Source organism: Flintibacter muris, assembly GCF_943192995.1.
GTDB lineage: Bacteria > Bacillota > Clostridia > Oscillospirales > Oscillospiraceae > Lawsonibacter > Lawsonibacter muris.
This window is the reverse complement of sequence record NZ_CALPCP010000040.1, coordinates 17,928-33,372: the sequence shown is the minus strand read 5'-3', so window position 1 is coordinate 33,372 and position 15,445 is coordinate 17,928. Positions and strand designations below refer to the sequence as shown.

Genomic DNA, 15,445 nt, shown 5'->3' with positions numbered 1-15,445 from the left:
GATACACAGCTGCCGCCACCATTTCACCAGGCAGGGCCGCCGAGCCGTGTTGGATGATCTCGTAAACGCTCTGCGTGGTCACGGCGGAGAAGTGCCGGGAGACAAAACTTATGTCCTCCCATCGTCATGCCGGTGCTGCCGTAGTCCTCCAGAGTGTGGGGATTCTCCTCCCCATACAGATCGCAGAGCATATCATCCACGGCCTTGCGGATCGCCGGGTCGTCAGTCAGGGTCTCGCAGCGGAAGCCGGTGGTGGCCTGGCGGGGCAGTTCCTCACGGACAGCCTGGAGATACTTCTCCGGATCGGTGTAGTTCCACCGCTCCCCGCTGGCGAAGGTGACCCGTCCGACAGCCGGGCTTTCGTCCAGCACTTGCTGGAGCCGGGCGGCGGCATCCGCCACCACTGGGTCATCCTTGAAGCTGTCCAGTTTCAGGCGATCCTCCGACAGCCATTCCCGGCCATCCCAATGGATGGCCAGATCCACTGCGGCGATGCCGTCCTTAGTGACCCCCAGCCGCTTATCCTCGCAGTCAAGGCCGGCGTATAACTGCATAGCCTCCTCCAGCGGGAGCTGGTGGGTCACTTGCCGCTCAGGTGTGTTGATGTGCTCGATCACATACCAGTCATAGCTGTGGGGGAGCGTGGGGTTGGCGGCGTTTTGGAGTGCCTGGCGCCCTTTTTCCGTCAGCCCCATCTGCTGGGCCTGCTTGTCGAAGCAGGAGAGGTATGCCTGGTAGTCGCCCTCGACGGGGTTGCACCGCAGGCGATAGAGGTATCGCTCCGTCTCCAGCGTGAAGCCGTAGTTCTGGTAGCAGGTACCACCCTCAATGGCCCCCTCGCTGCCATAGCAGTACCGCCGCATGGAGGAGAGGTCTTTCAGAACGCTCCTGCGAAGATCGTTCACCACCTTGTCCAGCTCAGCCTGGAACTCCTGGGTATTCAGTTCCTCGGAGCCTCTGGGCCACCAGGTGTGGTAGAAGCCCTCGCGTCCGTTGTGCCCGAAGTCGATGCGGACATGGCCGATGGCTCCCAGCTCCTTATCCCTCTCCGGCGTCTGGGCATAGAAAAGCCCCGCATCCTCGGGGGATGCGGGGCGCAGCAGATGTCGGATAGGGGTTTCGGGGCAGCGGATCTTTTCCTCAGCGCAGAACTCTGCCAGGGTGGGATATGTCCCGGTCAATTGGAACATATTCTTGACCAGTCTGTACTGGGAACGCCCGCTTTTCAGCGGCAGGTAGGAGAGGATAGAACCGGCGTGGTTTTCCTCCGCCATTTCCACCAGCGAGTGAGGTTCGTCCGGATGCCGGGCCGTACCCCGCAGGTCATAGCAGCGCCAACCCGGAGGCACATCCTCACGGGGGATGGGCTTGGCACTGTACAGCACCGAGGCCCCAAACAGCCGGGCCCCCAGCATTTTGTCCTTGTAGATGTTGATTTGCAATGGTTTCACCTCTTCCTTTTAGTTTTGCAGCAAACACAAATACCACACCTTTGCTGGAAAGTCCAGCTTTTTTTACATCATCGTCTGACCGATCTCCGGGCCAGGCGGAAAAGGGGAGCTCAGCCGGCGCACCAGGCCGAACTCTGTCCGCCGGACGCCGTCCTCTGCCATGGAGTCCTCGCCCAGACGGGCAAAATCCATATACCCGTCGATGGTATCAATGACTTCATCGTCAGCCCCGATGCGCCGAAGCATCTGCTTCCCGTACTCATCCATATCCTCCGGGATCTGCTCGTAGTTATCCCGATTCATGGCGATGCGGACGACCTCGGTAAAGGTATCTGGCTGCTCCACCTCCAGAACCGCAAGGAACTTTTTCAGGTCTCCGTCCTCCTGCTCCATCATTTCAAGGTACATCGCCAATGTGTTGGCATCCTCCACAGTGATGGCGCACAAGGGAAGTTTGGCCTCCTGGTACGGTGTTGAGAGCTTGATATCGGTGATGCTGGCCTCAGCGAAGTCCTCCAGATCCAGAGCCCTTTTTGCCTGGTCCATACGCTCAGTTGCGGCGGGGAGGTTGATGGAGAAGGTTCCTTTCGATGTGGCAAGCGTCAGCTGGAGAAGGCTCTGCTCATCCCAGAACTGCTCCATGGCGCCTTCCCGTATCCCTACATAGCCGCCGGACAGAATCTCCCCATCGTGATCATTGCAATAATCTACCCCAATGGAGCGGTAGTTCAGGTAGGGCCGCAGAATCTCCGGAGTTTTTCCCTCCAGACGGTCATGTTCCACCAGCCACTTGCCCAAGTCCTCGTGCATGGTTATTCCTGGAATGACCTCATAGCAGCCTGTACTGCTCGGCCTTATATAGATGGCAGTATGATGGATCATGTCCAGACTCTGCTTATGGTCTGTGGACAGAGCCTTATTCAGATGATAGTAGCCCGCGGCGTCCATCCCATTGATTACCTCTGCCAGCTGGTTCAGTTCTTGGAGCACAGGATCGTTGTCCAGCGCAGTCTGCTGGAGATGCCAGCTGAGGGCAGGAACGGAGCTGTCAACGCTCAATACCGTGGGCGCGGTATTCGGCTGGCCCGCCAAACGGATCTCATCGACCTTACGTTTGAATTCGTCCAGCGGCACCGGCAGCTCCAACTGCTCGATCACTCTGCCGCTGAGTATATTCAGCTTCAGCATGATAACCCTCCCATCTGCTGGCCTGGCTCCGGCTCGGGCGAAAAGGGCTTGCTCAAACGGCGTACCATACCGAATCCGGTCTGCCGGACGCCGTCCTCCTCCATCATCTCGCTGCCCAGCCGGTCAAAATCGGTGTGTCCCTCTATGGCCTCCAGAACCTCGTCATTTGCGCCCATGCGGATCAGGGCCTGACGGCCATACTCACGCTCACTGCTGGAGATCAGCTCATAGTCATCGATGTCTATGGCCATATCAAGGGCTTCGGTGAAGGTGGACGGCTCCTCTACCTCCAGCGCGGCGCAGTATTTCATCATCTCGCCGTCTGTTTTAAGTCTGCGAAGACATTGCGCCATCTCATTGGCGTATTCCACGGTGATGCAGTCTCTGGGGATCAGCCGGTTCAAGCTGGGGGCTTCGTAGTCGACGCCGGCGATCACCGCCTGGGAGAAGTCCTCGATCTCCAGCGCCCTTTTTGCCTGCTCCAGCTGTTCGGCGGAAGCGGGGAGGAGCAGGGTATCACTATGCTCCAAGGCCATGAGCGTCAGGACGATGGCCTTCGGCGCTTCGGCCTGTACAGGGGCTTGTTCCCGGCGTTTGATGAAGCCATTGGATGTATACATCCCGCCAAGAACATCCCGCTGCTCCGCGCCGATCTTGGCGTAGTCCAGATAGGGCTGGACTTTCTCGGGAAAAGAAAATTTCCCGGTAATGGGCGCGGTTTCCACCAGAAAATGCCCCAAGTCCTCATCTGTCTTGATCCTGGGAAATATTTCATACTGATCCAGGCTGGCTATGATGCGCAGAACATCATTCAGATCATCGGCTCGTTCCAGTGCCAGCGCCCCGCCGAGGAATTTCAGCCTTTCGCTGTCCATATGGTCTATCACCTCAGCCAATTGGTTGAGATTTTGGATTCCGGCTTCCGTGTTCAGGTCATCGACCCTGACACGTCCGGTCAGAACTTGTGCCGGGCCTTCACCGTCGATGCCTCTTACCAGGCCATAACGTTGACCGAACTCCTCTAAACCTCTCATTTCCTTCTGAACCTCATCCAGAGTCGTTGGAAAAGTGATGGTCGCCGTCTCGGAGTCGAGGATACCTTTCCACATTCGCAGATTCATTGGGACAGCCCTCCCATCTGCGGTCCCTGCCACTGTTCTGTGGGAGCGCCCCGCATCAGTTCCTCCAGCGGAACAGTGCCCTGGTACACCACATAGCCGCACTCATTGAACTGCCCGCCCTCCTGCTGGATGTGCTGTTCACCATACTGCTTGTAGTTGTAGAAGCCCTCCAGGTTCTCGTCATAGTCGAAGTGGCCGGACTCCCGGATCATGTACCTGCCATATTCCTCCGGGGTCTGAACGCCGGGGACAAAGTCAAACTGATCCAGGTTCTCCGCCAGCTGGCGGACAGCCATCATATCTCCTGCCTCCGCCATCAGCACCACAGCGTTCAGCTTCTCCATATCCGCCTCCTTCAGCGGCTCGATAGCCTGACACATCCTGTTAAGGGCTGGGATATCGTCACCGCTCAGGTGCTCCAGATCCAAGGCATCCGATATCTTTTCCGACAGCTCGTCAAAATCGAGGCGCACTTGAGCTTCGTGTAATGCGGTGACGCCAATGCGGAGCAGCGTCCGTTCAATTTGGTGTTCCGCGGCGGGGAGGTACAGGTATTCCGGATTTTTCCCCTCCGCCAGCCCCCGCTTCGGCGTGAGCTCCAACACCATAAAGAGGCCGTCATAGGGATATGCGGGGAACTGATGTCCGTTATAGACCGACTTCAGTTCCATTCCGTTATCGTAGACCACGCCGAAGGGAGTGACGATCCCGCCGCCGCCCTGGATGAGCTGGAGGGCTTCCTTCCTGCCGTCCACGGCCTGGTATTGTTCCATCGGCATTGCGCCGCCGTTCAGCGTCATGGCGTGATCCTTCCCGATCTGCTCCAGATCAGAGAAGTCGGTGATGACTGTGGCCTGCTGGCAGCAGAACGTCAGGTTGATGAAGTCTGTGACGTCGGTTATCTCCAGCTTGTGGGCCATAGCCTGGAACTGGCTGACTTCGCCGGCGCAGAAACCATCCAGCCGTTTTGCCAGATAGTCCAGCTGGTCCAAATTGACCAGTGTGCCCTGGATAGAACCCAGCACACTGTACCGGCTGTCGATCTCGTCCACCTTGCAGTCCCGGTTCACAGAAAAGCCCAGGTCGATTGCCTGAAGCATCTCAATAGTCTGATCGTACTGCTCAACCGGAATGGGGAAGGGGATGGTCACCTGGCCGCACTCCGGGCGCCGGGGATTGCTCAGGGCCGCTTGGATCACATAGCTCATACGTTGCCCTCCTTGATCTCCCACTCACGGAAGCACGGCTTGGTGGGCTGGCTGCGGAACGGCTTCTTCTGGGGTCTTTTCTTCCGGGTGTCAGTGCGGGTGGACGGCGTCCTGGCCGGGTCCATCATCATCCGCTCCAGCCCCGCCAGACGGGTATCGCCCATAAAATATCGCGGCATATTCTTCTTGTCCTCCTGTTGTTATTTGTAGTTCCTGAAAAAAGGACAAAAAGAAAAAAGGCGCTGCCCTTTTTTCAGGGAAACGGCCTTGATTGGAACAAATATTGATTTTTAGCTGAACTGCATCCCGCCGTTTTCAGGAGCCTCCGGAGCTTCGAGTTTCTGCTCCTGGGCAAGAAGCTCTCCCAGGTTCGGGACGCTACGTTAGATTTGTTCTATGATGGATTTCAGGCATTTTTCCTGCTCGTCCGTGATGGGGTATGTGCCTGCCAGCGTTTCGGTGCTGCAATGGTATAGGTCAGCTTGGCAGTAAAGGTCAACTCCATCTCCATCAGGAACCAGGGGAAAAAGAAATAGGGTGGCAATTCGGTGGTTGTCGTCATGTAGTCAGTCATGGTATCGGCCTCCTTGGTTTTGACTGTCCAGACCGCCGCTGTGGGCCGTTAGAGGCCCGTTTTCGGGGGCGGGAAGGAGAATGTATCAGGCCCCCATTGATGGCGGTCTTGAAAGCCTTGATATTACTGCATTTTCAGCGGGTACTTTTTCTACACATCAGCCCGGTTTTTCTTTGCCCAGGCCCGCTTGCTCCGTTTGGCCCGTTCTGCGGCGCAGGCAGAGCAGTAAAGGATGTTGTGCCTGGGCGGAGCAAACGTCCTCCCGCACTCCCGGCACCGCCGCTGTCTGGCAGTGGGTGGCGGGAACAGGGCGACGCACAGACCAGCGTCCAGAGGGAGGACGGCTGCGCGGAACCATTTGCAGATCAGTGAGAAGGTGATGCTTTGAGGGCAGATACATTCCTCGCCGTTGTCCAGGCGCAGGCAGTTTCCGCAATCGTAGTTGCAGCACTCATGCACCAGCCGCCGGACTGTGCGGTACTGCTGATAGGTCATGTGGAGGATTTCGTGCGCTTCCATTTCACACGCTCCCCCGGTAAAATCCCAAAAACGTCAGATGTGCGTTTTTAACGTGAGTGCCAATTTGGCACTGGCGATACCTGACCCACAGGAAAGGAACAGACGCGAAGCGGGTGTTCTTTTCCTGTGGGTGTGCAAGGGGGTTGGGGAGTGCAGCTCCCCATCGCGTCCGAAGGACGCAACGCCCCCCGGCAGGGCGCACGACACCGGAACGGTGTATAAGTGCGCCGTAAGAAACGGACACACTCTTGCTGAAGCAGATTTGTCGCTGACATTCTGACCTCCTTGGCATAGGAGGGACAAGCCGCCAGAGCAGCTTGTCCCTCCCGGTGATAGGGCAACTGCCCCTCACCTGGTAGCCATTATGCCGGGGTGATCGTCAGGGCGGTCAGCGGTAAAATTTAAAAAATTTTTTCCGTACTCCCTCGATGCTGTCATAAACGGCGGCCTTGGAGCAGCCGCACATCCGCCCGATTTCTGCATAGCTGTAATCGTACAGCGCATAGAGCAGAAACCGCTCCTGCTGGGTGGGGGTGCAGAGGGCCAGCACCCCCAGAATTTCATCCAGCGTTTCCTGCTGGCAGACCAGTTCCTCCGGGGTGGCACAGTAGGGCAGAACGCCCTGGGCGGCGACTATGTACTCGTCACACTCGCGGCCATCCCAATGCCGCCGCTGCTCCCGCTCAAGGCTCCGTTCGGTGCGCTTGACCAGTTCCCAAAATTCATCAAGGGTGGCGACATCCTCATAAGTCATTTTGCGGCTGTATCTCTTGATGGTGATCTCCATCTTGTTTTCCTCCTGTTCAGATTTGGGGTAAGCGGAATCTGAACAGAGAGGGCGGGCCGCGACATCGGGGCCAGATGAAACGGCCTGCTGAAAAAGCAAAAGTGCCCGAACAGCACAAGGCTATTCGGGCGCTGGGGGTGACAATATATGCAGGCGAAAAGCGACTATTTTCGCAAGTCTGGGCGGGGATCGCCGTTGCGTAGGTCAGGCTTTTTTTGACAAGGGCCTATCTATCAGCAGTCGCATGGCGGCATCCTCCTATTGCCGCCAAAACGCAAAAAAGCGGCGGCTCTGATTTCTCAAAGCCGCCAGAAATAAGCATGATAATAGACTGCTGCACGACGGCTTTTTTCTTTTGCCGTCGTGCGGCAGTTTTTCAAATTATTTGGTTGATTTATTGAAGGTGAACCTTAACAGGGGAAAAGCAACCGCCTATTTCATTTTTCCACGCTTATCACCCGCTGTACCCAGCCGGTATAAAAGCTTTCCTCATGCGAAACAAGTAAAACTGTCCCAGAGAAATTTATCAAAGCTTCTTTCAACGCCTCCTTCGCTTGAACATCTAAATGGTTTGTAGGCTCATCCAAAATTAAAAAATTGCAGGGAATAAGTGTCAGTAAACACATTTTTACTTTAGCCTGCTCGCCGCCACTCAATGAACCAACCGGCTGCATAGCGTGTTTGCTTGAAATCCCGCATTGAGCAAGATGTTTCCGAATTTCTTTCATTGCCATATCAGGGTGAGCGTCCGAAAGAATTTGTATTGGGGTTTGGTCGCTATCGGCCCATACTAAATCCTGTTCAAAATATCCAAACGTAACTTGTTCCGAAAACTTAAACTGCCCACGCAGAGCCGGGAGTTGTCCGATCAGCGTCTTTAAGAGCGTTGATTTGCCAATTCCATTGAACCCAGTAATAACAACTTTCTGTCCGCCTTTTATGGCAAAGTCAACCTCGGATAACACGGGATAGTAATAGCCAACTGCCAAATGGCTGACACACAAATGCTTCGTATTTGTCAGAGGCAATGCTGGAAAATGAAATGTCGGTTTTATCTCCTTTTGGTCTAAAGCTTCCAGCTTGTCCATACGGTCAAGTTGCTTCTGTCGCCCTCTTGCCATCTTCGATTTTCGTCCAGCAATGTTTTTGCGAATAAATTCTTCTGTTTTCTTTATCTCTTTCTGTTGTGCGGAATACTGGCGCACATAATCTTCCCGCAGGAGCGTTTTCTTTTTCAAAAACTCCGAATAGGTGCCATAATATTTGGTAATTTGATTGCCGTCTATATCACAAATCCGATTTGCGATTTTATCAAGGAAATCGAAATCATGTGATACAACCATGAAAGCATTTTCCAGCGTCGATAAATAGTCGGCCAGCCATGTGACGTGTTCCTTGTCCAGAAAATTTGTTGGTTCATCCAGGAGAAGTACATCCGGCTTTTCCAGCAGCAGCTTTGCCAGAATTACCTTTGCACGCTGTCCGCCGCTCATCTGACCAATCGGACGGTCAAGACCAACAGCGAACAATCCTAAGCCGCTCGCAACCTGTTCAATGCGTGTGTCAATCGAATAGAAATCCTCTATCTCCAGACGTTCTTGGAGTTGGGCGGCGCGTTCTAAACATTCCATATCTCCATTTGCAGCTTGCTCATATAACGATGCCATTTCGGCCTCAACCTGATATAATCTTGAAAATGCCGATTTCAGAAAATCTCTCATTGTCAGATTACGGTCTACCTCGGCGTATTGGTCTAAATATCCGATAGCAGTATTTGTCTGCCAAATAATTTCTCCAGCGTCAGGTAGAACTTGGTCTGTGCATATCTTGACCAGCGTGCTTTTCCCTGTGCCGTTTTGTCCTACAATGCCGATATGTTCTCCTTTGTTCAGCGTTAATTCCGCATTTTTGTAAAGAAGATTTTCACCAAAAGAGTGAGTTAATCCATGTATTTCTAATAAGCTCATTTGTTTCAAGTCCTTTCTCTTTGATACTTGTACAAAAAAGAAAACGGCAGAGGGCGAATATACACAAAAGTGCATCTGCCCTCTGCCTGTCATTTCCTCAAGTGAAATAAAAAGCAAAAGGCTATGGACAAAACATTGCCCATAGCCTTTATTACGCTAAATTCATGTACGGGAAATAAGCAATAGCCGCTCCAGGTGGTAAACCTGAACGGATACTGCCTTGTTTCCCGATGAAATCCTAAAGCGTTCTATACGCTATACTCTGTACAATGTTTCATCGGTTCGGATTGTACAGAGCAAATTCTCTTTACTCGTTTATCAGTCAAATGAAAGTTCATACTGTGCCTCCGTGGGAATTTATGAAACCTGCGTCAGATTATCATATTTCGGCACGTTTGTCAACACACAAATCAATGTTAGACAATTTTACTGCAAAAGTGATATTTTTCGCCTTTATAGCAAGGTATTGTCAGCAACTCCGCTTCATAGTTTTTGTGGTCTTGTCCATATCAGCGAAGAATTTTTCCCGACCCACGATGTCCGGCTGGTGGCCGTCTCCGACGGAGTGGACAGCGACGAGGGCGAGAATGAGTTTACCCCGTTCAAAAACCTTGTGTAGATGAAAAAGATACAAGCAAAAAATGCGAAAATAAAGTTATTCAATGCGGAAGAAAAGACGGAGTTGTAACAAATAAAGCGAGAAAAAGTTGGATTTTTCAAAACGACCTCTCGTTTCAAAAATTTTACGCACCAGAGATGCAAAATCCCCCTTTTGCGGACGGAGTAAACTCGCTATCAACCAACCCCAGGGCAGCCGGCCTTTGCCGGCAGCCCTGGGGAATTTACTTTTTCCGCCGTTGTTACATCCCCAACGTGACCTTCGAGATCCGCCGCGCCTCGGATGATGCCTTGGTGGAGACCGTCACCACCGGCAGCGATGGCCGGGTGTCCCTCAAGCTGGACGCCGGAGACTACTACGCGGTGGAGACCGAGGCGGCGAAGGGCTTCAAGCTGGACGCCACGCGCCACTATTTCACCATGAAAAACGGCAAAAACACCACTCTCACCGTGGAAAACAAGCCTTTCAGCGGCATTCTCATCCACAAGACCGACAGCGTCACCGGCAAGGGCATCCAGGGTGTGACCTTCCTGCTGTACGACAGTACCAACACCCCTGTGGGCCAGTACACCTCTGACAATTCCGGGTATGTGTACATCGAGAACCTGACGGTTTCTGGCCGGTACTACTTGCGGGAGTTGGAGAATGAGGGCTATGTTCCCGACACCCAGATGAAAACGGTGTATGTTACTGCTGGCGAGACCACGTTGATCGAGTGGAAGAACATCCCCATCACCGCTCAGATCCAGATCGTGAAAAAATCCGCCGACTATAACTCCACCAATGGCCTGCCTGCCGGTACTCCGCTGGAGGGGGCTGTCTTTGAAATTTACGATAAGGCCGGGAACCTTGTGGACACCATCAAGAGCGACCAGCGCGGTCTGGCCTCCTCCAAGCCTCTGCCCCTGGGCCGCTACACCATCCGGGAGACCAAGGCCCCGGCGAATTATGGTGTGAGCGACCAGGAGCTGACCGCCTACCTGGAGCATGAGGGCCAGATCCTCCGCTTTGAGGTGACCAACAAGAGCCTGACCACCGGCGTGTCCATCACCAAGACCGGACCCAAGGAGGCCATGGCGGGCCAGCCGGTGAACTATGTGCTGTCCGGCATCGCCAACAATTCCAACGTCATGCTCCAGTCCTTCTACTGGAGGGATACGCTCCCCGCCCAGGTGCGGCTGAACACCATCGTCACCGGCACCTACAACTTCCCCGGCGTGTATAAGATCACCTACCGGGTGAACGGCGGCGAGTACCGGACCCTGGCGGACAACCTGAGTACGCAGAAGAACTACACCCTGCAGGCATCCCCCGCCGCCCTGGGCCTCGCGGCCAATGAGCGGGTGACGGAAGTAATGTTCGTCTTCGGGCAGGCCCCGGCTGGCTTTGCCCAGGTGGAGAAGCCCCAGATCAAGTGTACCGCTGTGGCTGGCCTGACCGCTGGCAGCAGCTTTGTCAACATCGCGGATGTGGGCGGTGTGTACAACGGGGTCTGGGTGCAGGCCATCAGCCGCTGGGTGACCACCGTTTACGGCAAGCCCACCCCGCTGCCCAAGACCGGGTATTGATCCCTCCCATTCGCACCCAGGGGGGCCGCCAGCAGGCGGCTCCCCTATACATTATAAATAACATCATCTGAAAAGGAGAAACGCTATGCTGAAAATTACCGCAATCGGGAACCTGACCAACGATGTGGAGCTGAAGTGCCATGAGGACGGCAAGCCCTACGCCATCCTGCGCATCGCCTCCGACCGCCGCTACCGGGACCGGGAGGGCAACAAGCTCACCGACTTCATCTCCATCAAGGTCCGGGGCGCGCTGGCGGAGCGGTGCGCCGCCTTCGCCTGGAAGGGCTGCAAGCTGGCCGCCTCTGGCGACTTCGAAACCATCACCTTCGCGGAGGACCCCACCCACCAGCCGGGATTTCTCATCAAGGCCACCGAGGTGGAGTTCCTGTCCCCCCGGAAGGTGGAGGAGGCCGCTGGCGCGGCCAGCGAGGACGGCAGCGCCGGTGAGGCGGCCTGATGCACAACACCGGAACCATATACAGCAGTACGGAGCGCATCCCCACCGTCCTGCCTGAGATGACTGAACTGCTCCCCCCGCTGACGGGGGAGCAGCTCGCCGCCCTGGAAACGGACATTCTGAAAAACGGCTGCTACTCCCCGGTCATCGTCAACGAGGACATGGTGGTCATTGACGGCCACAACCGGCAGAGGCTGTGCGAACAGCACGGCCTGCCCTACCAGATGGCCGTGTTCTCGTTTGAAGATATGCTGGAGGCCAAGCAGTGGGCGCTGGACACCCAGAAGGGCCGCCGCAACCTGGACAAGTGGGAGCTGGGCAAGATCGCCCTCCGGCTGAAGCCGGACATTGAGGCCAGGGCGAGGGCCAATCAGCAGGAATACCATGGGAATCAGTATGATAGTGGACTTTCGGCAACATTGCCGGAAGTCCACTCTGACCCTGTGGACACCCGCAGGGAGCTGGCGGACGCTGTCGGCCTGGGGGAACGCACCATGGGCAAGGTCATGCAGATCGATGAACACGCCCCCGCCGCTGTGAAGGAGGCCCTGGACAGCGGCGATTTGTCCATCAACCAGGGCTACAACATCACCCGGCAGATGCGGGAGCTGCCGGAGGAGCAGCGGGAGGAGGCCGCCGCCCTGGCGGTGGAGCTGGAAAAGGCGAAAAAGGAGATCCGGCAGTGTGACGCGGAGGCCGACCGAAGGGGTAGAATCGCTGATTTGTTCTGCAAAGCCTTTGAAAAGGCCGTGCTGCTGACTCCCACGGAGGAAAACGTCCGCATCTGGACGGAATGCACCCGCATGACGCGGGAGGAGATCGAGGACAGCGTGAAGGACGCCCGTGAGCTGGCGGAGGTGTTCTCCACCATCGCCGGCATTTTGGAATCGTTGCTGCCGGGAGGTGACGGCGATGCCGGATGAACTGTCTGTCCGCCAGTGGCAGGAGCAGTTTCGGGCCGGGGCTTTTAACCTCCAGGACAGATACACCCAGTGCAGGGCTGGCTGGTATGACTGGTTCTGCCAGGACCACGCCCTGGCCGGACGGCTGAAGAAGATAGGCCGGGTGGTCATGGGCATCACCGATCCCTTTATCCTGGACAACTACTACGTTTGGTTCAAAAATAACTGCACCTTGAACGGGCCGCTGTATGACGATGTCCGCTTCGAGCCGCTGTCCGGGAATCGGGATGGGAAATATTTTGTGATCTCCTTGGACAGTCCCCATGAGCGCATGAAGTGGGCGCTGGTCACGGAGCGGTACGGCTTTGACGCGCCGGAGTTCGACTGCCGGAACATCCGGGAGATGGTTCACTATGTCAACAGCATCGGCCCGGAGCTGCAGAAGGGCGTCATTCCCCCGTTTATTGCGGAGAAAGACGCTGTAACCACCTACGCCAGACAGCGCGGGGAGCCGGAGGGCATCCACATCTACCGGGACGGGGATCATCAATACAGCTACACCTCCCGGCGGGACCGGCGCAGGCGGACGGTCATGGCCGTGGCCAGCCTGGAGGACGCGCCTGTCGGTTTTGTTTCGGAGCAGGCCCATGCCGTCAAGGGGATGTATCTCTATTGCCCGGAGGATGTTGGGGTACCGCTGCCGGAGCATCCCAAAAATATCAAAAATTCCCGTGAAAAGAAAGGGGTGGAGCGATGAGCAAACAGCAGCCCGCGCGGGCGGCGGGGCCTCCCAAGCCCCTCCTGCCCCCTGCGGCGGAGGACGAGATCATGGATGTGCTGTCCGCCAAGATGCGGATCAGCTCCGGGGAGATCGCCGCTATTTTGAAAAAGCATGGCGTATCCGGGGACGCGGAAGCCCTCCAGAACAGCTACCGGAAGCGGCTGGGCCAGCGGCTGATGTCCAGCATCCGGGATGAGAACGGCAGGCGGGAGGTACTGGCCCGCGGCAGCGAGTACATCGTGATAGAGTGCTGCAGCGACCGGCAGGACCTCAAAGCCATACGTTACCGCATCCGGTGCCAGATGAAGGGGCTGGACGTATCCTCCGGGAAGGTGCGGGGCCGCATCCGTGTGCTGGATCAACTGCTCTCCCGGTTCCGAAAGGCGGGGTGAGGATGGGACTGAAAGACATCATCCGGGCCATCCGGGAGTACCCCGCCGCCCGCGCCGAGCTGGAGACCGCCCGGTCTGAGCTGTGGCAGGCACAGCAGGCGCTGGAACAGAGCGAACAGGAGCAAGGCTCACTGCGGCTCACATTGGAGGAGCAAAAAGACTACACAAAGTTCCTGTCCAGCAAGGCAGAGGCGCTCCAGGACGCCCTGGAGGAGTTCTGCCCCCGGCTGTCCACGCCGGATGAGCTGAAACGGTTTTACGATGCCATCTCCCCCGGCATGGACCCCAGCGGCTTCACGCTGTACCGCATGGCGAAGGAGCTGACGGGGATCGATGTGCCGTCCTGTTTCCCTTATGAGGACAACCGGGGACTGTTTGAGGAGATGAGCGGCCACAGCCTCTTGGACTGGCTGACCGCCGTCCACTTCCAGGCGGTGGATTGGGACATTATCCCCGGCAGCACCTACGAGTCCGCCACGCTGCGGGAGGTGGATACCTCTACCTCCGAATACCAGGCATTTGAAAAACAGCTCTATGCAAAGGTGCTGGAGCGCATGGGCTTTCAAAGCCTTTTATCGCCGGAGCAGGAGGCGGGCGCTATAACGGAACTGAAGCAGCACAGCCCGCAGCCAAAACGGGGAGGTGAGACACGGTGAGCAGTATCAGTGAGATCAACAAGGACACCTTCTGGGAACTGATCGCCCAGGCAAAGGAGCAGTGCGGCCAGGACCAGGATGCCTTCTGCCAATGGCTGGAGGACCGGCTGATAGAGATGGGGCCGGAGCAGGCCCTGAATTTCGACTATGCCGCTTTTGCGTATCGGGCGGCGGCATACAAATACGGCCTCTGGAGCGCCGCCTCTGTCATGTTGGACGGCTGCACCGATGACGGTTTTACCGACTTCCGGGGCTGGCTGATCGCCCAGGGCAGAGATGTGTACATGGCCGCGCTGAAGGACCCGGACTCATTGGCGGATGTACCTGTCTATGGGGACTGCTGTTTTGAAACGATCTGCTATGTAGGTAATTACGCTTATGAGGAACTCACTGGACGGAACACTTACGAAGATTTTGACCCCGCCGTATCCCGTGCATGGTCGGAGAAGATCGAGCCGGATATTGTGTATGGCGAAGGGATCGGGTATCCCTATACCTGGAGCGAGACTGCCGCCTACCTGCCAAAACTATGCGCTAAATATTTGACGCCGGAGGAGTTGGCACAGAGAATCAGGCAGCGTGACGATACTTGGAACCTCACCAACCCGGAAATCAAAATGGTTCGTGCCACAGAAAAAAAGAGCAGAAGAATAAAGAAGAATCGAGGCGAATCCAGATGAGCGACACCATCACCATCGGGGTGGATCATGGGTATGCCGCCATGAAGTCCACCCATTTTTCGTACCCCACCGGGCTGGTGGAGTATGAGCATGAACCCTACACCCAGAAGGATGTGCTGGAATACGGCGGCAGGTTCTATGTGGTGGGCAGCGGACGCCAGCCGCTCCAGAAAGACAAAACGGTCACAGAGGACTACTACCTCTTGACCCTCGCCGCTATTGCCAAAGAGCTGGCCCACCGGGGCGCGGAACCCACCGCCGCTGTCCATCTTGCGGCGGGCCTGCCCCTCACCAGCTTCGGGCGGGACAAGAAGAAGTTCCGGGCCTACCTGCTCCGGGACGGCCAGCCGGTGTCCTTCCGCTACGAGGGCATCGCCTACACCGTCACCATCGCGGAGGTGTCCCTGTTCCCCCAGGGCTACGCCGCCGTCCTCACCCAGCAGGAACTGCTGGACGAACCCTCCGTCATCGTGGCGGACATCGGGGGCTGGACGGTGGATCTGATGCGGCTGGACAACCGCACCCCCAACGCCGCCACCTGCCGGAGCCTGGAGCTGGGCATGATTCGCTGTTTG

15 protein-coding genes and 2 pseudogenes are annotated in these 15,445 nt (G+C 56.3%); 8 read left to right on the top strand and 9 right to left on the bottom strand.

What is annotated here, in order from left to right:
* Positions 1–23 precede the first annotated feature (23 nt).
* The 9 genes from NFS22_RS19385 to NFS22_RS19345 all read right to left on the bottom strand — a co-directional run bounded on the left by NFS22_RS19385 (position 24) and on the right by NFS22_RS19345 (position 8,815).
* Positions 24–1,442, bottom strand: a complete 1,419-nt coding sequence (locus NFS22_RS19385; protein ID WP_251319371.1) for an LPD28 domain-containing protein — start codon at positions 1,440–1,442, stop codon at positions 24–26.
* Between the two features lie 72 nt (positions 1,443–1,514).
* A complete protein-coding gene (locus NFS22_RS19380) occupies positions 1,515–2,639 on the bottom strand; it encodes an antirestriction protein ArdA (protein WP_251319370.1) in 1,125 nt (374 codons plus the stop codon).
* A complete protein-coding gene (locus tag NFS22_RS19375; protein WP_251319369.1) occupies positions 2,633–3,760 on the bottom strand; it encodes a DUF6329 domain-containing protein in 1,128 nt (375 codons plus the stop codon). The genes NFS22_RS19380 and NFS22_RS19375 overlap by 7 nt, the downstream gene beginning before the upstream one ends.
* On the bottom strand, positions 3,757–4,968 hold the full coding sequence (locus NFS22_RS19370; protein WP_251319368.1) for an antirestriction protein ArdA: 1,212 nt from the start codon (positions 4,966–4,968) through the stop codon (positions 3,757–3,759). Before NFS22_RS19370 ends, NFS22_RS19375 begins: the two co-directional genes overlap by 4 nt.
* The gene (locus NFS22_RS19365; protein ID WP_251319367.1) at positions 4,965–5,147 is read right to left on the bottom strand and encodes a hypothetical protein; all 183 of its coding nucleotides are present in this window, start codon (positions 5,145–5,147) and stop codon (positions 4,965–4,967) included. The genes NFS22_RS19370 and NFS22_RS19365 overlap by 4 nt, the downstream gene beginning before the upstream one ends.
* Positions 5,148–5,374: 227 nt before the next feature.
* The gene (locus tag NFS22_RS19360; protein WP_251319366.1) at positions 5,375–5,542 is read right to left on the bottom strand and encodes a hypothetical protein; all 168 of its coding nucleotides are present in this window, start codon (positions 5,540–5,542) and stop codon (positions 5,375–5,377) included.
* A gap of 150 nt (positions 5,543–5,692) precedes the next feature.
* On the bottom strand, positions 5,693–6,061 hold the full coding sequence (locus NFS22_RS19355) for a cysteine-rich VLP domain-containing protein (protein WP_251319365.1): 369 nt from the start codon (positions 6,059–6,061) through the stop codon (positions 5,693–5,695).
* A 388-nt stretch (positions 6,062–6,449) separates the two neighbouring features.
* Positions 6,450–6,848 (bottom strand): RNA polymerase sigma factor, encoded by a 399-nt coding sequence (locus NFS22_RS19350; protein WP_251319364.1) that lies wholly within the window; start codon positions 6,846–6,848, stop codon positions 6,450–6,452.
* 437 nt (positions 6,849–7,285) lie between these two features.
* Positions 7,286–8,815 carry an ABC-F family ATP-binding cassette domain-containing protein gene (locus NFS22_RS19345; protein ID WP_251319363.1) on the bottom strand — a complete coding sequence of 510 codons (1,530 nt, stop codon included), beginning with the start codon at positions 8,813–8,815 and terminating at the stop codon, positions 7,286–7,288.
* A gap of 864 nt (positions 8,816–9,679) precedes the next feature.
* Here NFS22_RS19345 and NFS22_RS19340 point away from each other — a divergent pair.
* The 8 genes and pseudogenes from NFS22_RS19340 to NFS22_RS24270 all read left to right on the top strand — a co-directional run.
* A pseudogene (locus NFS22_RS19340) lies at positions 9,680–11,002 on the top strand (MSCRAMM family protein); the annotation flags it as partial.
* 85 nt (positions 11,003–11,087) lie between these two features.
* Positions 11,088–11,459, top strand: a complete 372-nt coding sequence (locus tag NFS22_RS19335) for a single-stranded DNA-binding protein (RefSeq protein ID WP_251319362.1) — start codon at positions 11,088–11,090, stop codon at positions 11,457–11,459.
* Positions 11,459–12,382 carry a ParB N-terminal domain-containing protein gene (locus tag NFS22_RS19330; protein ID WP_251319361.1) on the top strand — a complete coding sequence of 308 codons (924 nt, stop codon included), beginning with the start codon at positions 11,459–11,461 and terminating at the stop codon, positions 12,380–12,382. The genes NFS22_RS19335 and NFS22_RS19330 overlap by 1 nt, the downstream gene beginning before the upstream one ends.
* Positions 12,372–13,118 carry a hypothetical protein gene (locus NFS22_RS19325; protein ID WP_251319360.1) on the top strand — a complete coding sequence of 249 codons (747 nt, stop codon included), beginning with the start codon at positions 12,372–12,374 and terminating at the stop codon, positions 13,116–13,118. The genes NFS22_RS19330 and NFS22_RS19325 overlap by 11 nt, the downstream gene beginning before the upstream one ends.
* The gene (locus NFS22_RS19320; RefSeq protein WP_251319359.1) at positions 13,115–13,534 is read left to right on the top strand and encodes a synapsin-1 (Synapsin I); all 420 of its coding nucleotides are present in this window, start codon (positions 13,115–13,117) and stop codon (positions 13,532–13,534) included. The genes NFS22_RS19325 and NFS22_RS19320 overlap by 4 nt, the downstream gene beginning before the upstream one ends.
* 2 nt (positions 13,535–13,536) lie before the next feature.
* On the top strand, positions 13,537–14,190 hold the full coding sequence (locus NFS22_RS19315) for a hypothetical protein (RefSeq protein WP_251319358.1): 654 nt from the start codon (positions 13,537–13,539) through the stop codon (positions 14,188–14,190).
* Complete coding sequence (locus tag NFS22_RS19310; RefSeq protein ID WP_251319357.1) at positions 14,187–14,870, top strand: DUF4240 domain-containing protein; 684 nt, start codon at positions 14,187–14,189, stop codon at positions 14,868–14,870. The genes NFS22_RS19315 and NFS22_RS19310 overlap by 4 nt, the downstream gene beginning before the upstream one ends.
* Positions 14,867–15,280, top strand: a pseudogene (locus NFS22_RS24270) (ParM/StbA family protein); the annotation flags it as partial. The gene NFS22_RS19310 and the pseudogene NFS22_RS24270, both read left to right, overlap by 4 nt.
* Positions 15,281–15,445: the final 165 nt, after the last annotated feature.

What these genes read in the sequence shown, in the direction of transcription:
- NFS22_RS19380 (WP_251319370.1), bottom strand. Translation starts at nt 2,639, where the DNA reads ATGCTGAAGCTGAATATACTCAGCGGCAGAGTGATCGAGCAGTTGGAG.
- NFS22_RS19375 (WP_251319369.1), bottom strand. Translation starts at nt 3,760, where the DNA reads ATGAATCTGCGAATGTGGAAAGGTATCCTCGACTCCGAGACGGCGACC.
- NFS22_RS19370 (WP_251319368.1), bottom strand. Translation starts at nt 4,968, where the DNA reads ATGAGCTATGTGATCCAAGCGGCCCTGAGCAATCCCCGGCGCCCGGAG.
- NFS22_RS19365 (WP_251319367.1), bottom strand. Translation starts at nt 5,147, where the DNA reads ATGCCGCGATATTTTATGGGCGATACCCGTCTGGCGGGGCTGGAGCGG.
- NFS22_RS19360 (WP_251319366.1), bottom strand. Translation starts at nt 5,542, where the DNA reads ATGACTGACTACATGACGACAACCACCGAATTGCCACCCTATTTCTTT.
- NFS22_RS19355 (WP_251319365.1), bottom strand. Translation starts at nt 6,061, where the DNA reads ATGGAAGCGCACGAAATCCTCCACATGACCTATCAGCAGTACCGCACA.
- NFS22_RS19350 (WP_251319364.1), bottom strand. Translation starts at nt 6,848, where the DNA reads ATGGAGATCACCATCAAGAGATACAGCCGCAAAATGACTTATGAGGAT.
- NFS22_RS19345 (WP_251319363.1), bottom strand. Translation starts at nt 8,815, where the DNA reads ATGAGCTTATTAGAAATACATGGATTAACTCACTCTTTTGGTGAAAAT.
- NFS22_RS19335 (WP_251319362.1), top strand. Translation starts at nt 11,088, where the DNA reads ATGCTGAAAATTACCGCAATCGGGAACCTGACCAACGATGTGGAGCTG.
- NFS22_RS19330 (WP_251319361.1), top strand. Translation starts at nt 11,459, where the DNA reads ATGCACAACACCGGAACCATATACAGCAGTACGGAGCGCATCCCCACC.
- NFS22_RS19325 (WP_251319360.1), top strand. Translation starts at nt 12,372, where the DNA reads ATGCCGGATGAACTGTCTGTCCGCCAGTGGCAGGAGCAGTTTCGGGCC.
- NFS22_RS19320 (WP_251319359.1), top strand. Translation starts at nt 13,115, where the DNA reads ATGAGCAAACAGCAGCCCGCGCGGGCGGCGGGGCCTCCCAAGCCCCTC.
- NFS22_RS19315 (WP_251319358.1), top strand. Translation starts at nt 13,537, where the DNA reads ATGGGACTGAAAGACATCATCCGGGCCATCCGGGAGTACCCCGCCGCC.